The following is a 3,664-nucleotide window of genomic DNA, read 5'->3' as shown; positions in this document are numbered from 1 at the left end:
CAAAAAAAGTAGAAAGCGTATTGAATAAAGAAGCAAATGAGTTGGAGGAATTAGCAGAAATTTTAAGAGAAGCGGCTATATTTATAGATCGAAGGAGAATAGTACCTATTGAAATCCATCGATTAAAAGAACAGGCATTTCCTGAGTACTTACCCGTAATGTCTAAAAAAATTAACCACTTAAAAATGAAGATTACTATTGTTGATAAAAATAATCCTCAAGAATAGTTCGAAATCTAATGGTGTTTAAGTGAAAGGGATTCGATTTCGTTATAACAACGCATTCGAATCCCTTTTTTTAGTTAGATCTATTTAAATAGTTGCTCAAAGCACGCCGAATAATTTCATCTGCAGAGACATGTTCTGCCTTGGCTTTTTCAGTTAATCCAACATATAGAGGGTCGGTCAAATCATCAAATCGGATTTGGACTTTCATCGGTTTGATTGTTGTGGCATCCCCTTCAATGACACGTTGCTCTTGACGCTCAATCAGCATGCGCTTTACTTCACGCAGTTCTTCACGCGTCATCTCATAGATAGTCTTGTCTCCTGAAGCTGTGTAGTACTTCTTATTCTCAAGTAACGCGAGCTTCGGATCTTCTGGCCACGACAACAACTCAGCAAGTTTTGTCGCACTGAAATCTTGCTCGAGAGTCTTCTCTAAGATGTTCGGACCAAACGTGTTCCAAAAGGCTACGAAGCGACTGACTTGAGGGTGTGACATTCCAATCTTGTTTAAAAAGTCTTTCCAAGTTCCTTGTTCTTTTTGGAACTCTTTTTTTGTTTCAGGATCACGGAATAGACTGTTCGCATGGGCAAGTATACGACACTTTTCGACAAAACTAGTCGCTTGAATCGCATCGATATGATTGTAATATTGAACGATTCCATCCATGTCCTCGGGAAGCCGTTTCGTGATGATACGCGACAATCCTGTCGCTGGGAGGGCCTGATAAGGGTTCGACACGGTCGTCGTCGCAGAGAACTCTTTCACGGCCTCGACTTGTTCCGTACGGCTATCCGTCGCTTGTTGATTCTGATTCACCGGAAGGTTGGCACTGAACGTCGAGATTTTAGGCGTATGTTTCTTTCGGTTACGTGTCATAAAGCAAGTACCTCCTGAGCAAGTAATAGATAGGCGTCTGTGGCTGGGCTCTTGTGATCAATGACGGGACGAGACTCTCGCTGCAACGTCTGAACCTTCACCGCATAAGGAATCGTCGTCAAAACAGGAATACCGACCTCTTTCCCGAGTTCTTCAAGTTCTTCGACTGTCGTGACATCCCCCTTCGAGCGGGCACTCACCATCGTAGGGATGAAGGCAGCGATATGAATGTCTTCCCGGAATCGTTTCATCTCTTCCAATTCTTCTGGTGCCGAATAGACGGCATCCATCGAGAACTTCTGCATCTGTACAGGCATCACGATGCGATCCTGAGCGACGAGTGCGCAACGGGCATAGGGATTAAGGGCAGAAGTCGATCCTGGACAATCGATGAGACAGATGTCAAACAGTTCATCAATTTTGGCGAGTTCTTCGCTGAGTCGATACTCGTACCCGATCTGGCTCGTCAGGTCACTCGGTGAGGCTGAGCGTCTCGTCGGAACAAGATAGACCGTTCCCGTCTCATACTCGCATGTCACGATGACCTGTTCGATCGGTGTATAGAATGGATCATTCTCTTCAAGCAGGCAATCGAGTAACACCTTGCCTTCATAATCGTTTGTCAGACCGAACCCATTTGTCGAAGAGGCCTGGTCGTCCGCGTCGATGACAAGGACACGTAATCCGTCGCGTGCATAGGCATGAGCCAAATTGATGGTGGTCGTCGACTTCCCGACGCCGCCCTTTCGATTGTACAATGCGATTTTCTTCATGATTCGTCTCCTCGCTTATCGTCTGTGACGTCGATGATATTGTCGTTCACGGTCCGCTCGATGATTTCCGTCAACAGCTCACTTACACTCCTGTTTTGTGCATGCGCATACTGTTGGAACTGATCGGACAGATCCGACGGGATTCGTGCAGAAAGAACCGCAGATGGTTTCTTCGGTTTTTGAAACGGGCTGACTTTGACCTTCGATACAGATTCACGTGTTTTACGGGCCTCACGGATTTGTTTGACCGTCAATTCGTCGACACCTCGAGACTCGCCGTCGATATAGAGTCCCTGTTCGACGACTTCCTCGACATTGTCGAGATACATCAGTTCAAACAGCTTGGAAGCCGGCAAGCTCGCAAGGGATGCTTCAAGTGGATGTAACGTCTCATATGCTTTGATATACCGGGATGCAAGAGAACTCGACATCGAAACGGCTTCGAGAAAACCGATCCATTCTTTTTTGTCATGCATCTCAGAACGGGCGATGACCAGCCGCTTCCCGATCTCGAATACAGAAATCGTTTGAACTTTTGAGAGCTCATTGATTTCATGGACGAGGTCTTCGACTTCTTTCGACACCGGAAGTTTTTGAACGAGTGTACTGATATTCGTCAAACCGCTCTGATATGGATGCTGCTCACTCGGCTTAATTTTATGAATGTTTCGGTTCCGTGCCTTCATGACGTCCCACCTGCCTGTTGAACGACTTGTTTGGCCAATAGTCTAAACGGTTCAGCGAGTCCCTTCGATTCCTTGGAGCGGTACTGGATGACACTCTTGCCACTATCGGCAGCTTTCTCAATGAATGTGGATCGTTTAATCATCGGAAGGATCTCTATTGCCTCCTCCTTCGCGATGGCTTCCATTGCTTCATAGTATTCTTTATCTGCCTTTAACGAAGCATCCATGGCGACAGGAAGAATTCCCGTGATGACGAGGCCCGGATTATAGAACTTCTTCACTTTTTGTATGGTCCTTACCGTACTCGCAAGTTGATCGAACACGAGCTTCTTCGGCATGAACGGGATGACCGTCATATTTGACGTCGAAAGCACGACTTTCGAGAGTTCATTGATCGATGGGACCGAGTCTAGGATGATCCAATCAAACTCATCCTCGAGCGGTGCAATCATATCTTTTAATAGAAAGAGCTTGTCTTGCTCAGAGATCAAATTGATCAACCTCGCATTTCGTTCATTCGAGGGGAGAAGACTCACGTGATACGTCTCATCGTCAAACAGGACTTCTCGGATATCGAGATTGCGTGTATGTACATCAAACATCGTCATATACTTGATCGTGTCAGATTCTTTTAACATCAACTTACTGAGTGAGCCTTGGGGATCCAAATCAATGATGAGAACTCGTTGTCCCAGCTCACCCAATGCGTAAGCCATATTCAAAGAACAGGTCGTCTTGCCTGATCCACCTTTCGATATGTAAAACGTGAGTATGTTCATCTTCTCTCCCCTTTCTCTTTCATATCATGTCACATTCACTCTTTCCATTCAACACAAAAACAGCAAAGACAATGATAAATTCAATATAAAAATGTATACAATAATGATTTGGATTTGTATACGATTTTTGAATCTAAATATTTTTTGTATATGTTTCGACGTCGAATTGTATACAGAGACATTTTTGACCTAGGTATTTATACAAAGTTCCTGTTGTGAACGTCATTCATATTTGTAGATCTCTTTTATAGAATAAATACGTGGCACATCTGAACATGCTTTAAATAATAGAAGAAGAGATAAAACCATATTCTTCTGAGTT

General features: G+C 44.4%; 5 protein-coding genes. 1 reads left to right on the top strand and 4 read right to left on the bottom strand.

From position 1 onward, the window contains the following. The coding region (locus A6395_RS15620) for a hypothetical protein (RefSeq protein WP_216820991.1) at positions 1 to 227 on the top strand (227 nt) is incomplete at its 5' end. A gap of 70 nt (positions 228 to 297) precedes the next feature. On the opposite strand, the gene A6395_RS15615 is transcribed toward A6395_RS15620, so the two are convergent. Genes A6395_RS15615 through A6395_RS15600 form a run of 4 tightly spaced genes read right to left on the bottom strand, consistent with a single transcriptional unit; the run spans position 298 to position 3,342 of the window. Continuing rightward, the gene (locus A6395_RS15615; protein ID WP_071399741.1) at positions 298 to 1,104 is read right to left on the bottom strand and encodes a ribbon-helix-helix domain-containing protein; all 807 of its coding nucleotides are present in this window, start codon (positions 1,102 to 1,104) and stop codon (positions 298 to 300) included. Next, complete coding sequence (locus tag A6395_RS15610) at positions 1,101 to 1,877, bottom strand: ParA family protein (RefSeq protein ID WP_071399740.1); 777 nt, start codon at positions 1,875 to 1,877, stop codon at positions 1,101 to 1,103. The genes A6395_RS15615 and A6395_RS15610 overlap by 4 nt, the downstream gene beginning before the upstream one ends. Further along, complete coding sequence (locus A6395_RS15605; protein ID WP_071399739.1) at positions 1,874 to 2,563, bottom strand: hypothetical protein; 690 nt, start codon at positions 2,561 to 2,563, stop codon at positions 1,874 to 1,876. Before A6395_RS15605 ends, A6395_RS15610 begins: the two co-directional genes overlap by 4 nt. Beyond that, positions 2,560 to 3,342, bottom strand: coding sequence for a ParA family protein (locus A6395_RS15600; protein WP_071399738.1), 783 nt, complete (start codon positions 3,340 to 3,342; stop codon positions 2,560 to 2,562). Before A6395_RS15600 ends, A6395_RS15605 begins: the two co-directional genes overlap by 4 nt. Between the last annotated feature and the right edge of the window lie 322 nt (positions 3,343 to 3,664).

Origin of the sequence: Exiguobacterium sp. SH31, from assembly GCF_001816105.1 — a bacterium.
Lineage (GTDB): Bacteria > Bacillota > Bacilli > Exiguobacteriales > Exiguobacteriaceae > Exiguobacterium > Exiguobacterium aurantiacum_A.
This window is presented reverse-complemented; position numbering and strand designations above follow the sequence as displayed.

Coding starts and splice junctions, on each gene's coding strand:
- A6395_RS15615 (WP_071399741.1), bottom strand. CDS start 1,104: ATGACACGTAACCGAAAGAAACATACGCCTAAAATCTCGACGTTCAGT.
- A6395_RS15610 (WP_071399740.1), bottom strand. CDS start 1,877: ATGAAGAAAATCGCATTGTACAATCGAAAGGGCGGCGTCGGGAAGTCG.
- A6395_RS15605 (WP_071399739.1), bottom strand. CDS start 2,563: ATGAAGGCACGGAACCGAAACATTCATAAAATTAAGCCGAGTGAGCAG.
- A6395_RS15600 (WP_071399738.1), bottom strand. CDS start 3,342: ATGAACATACTCACGTTTTACATATCGAAAGGTGGATCAGGCAAGACG.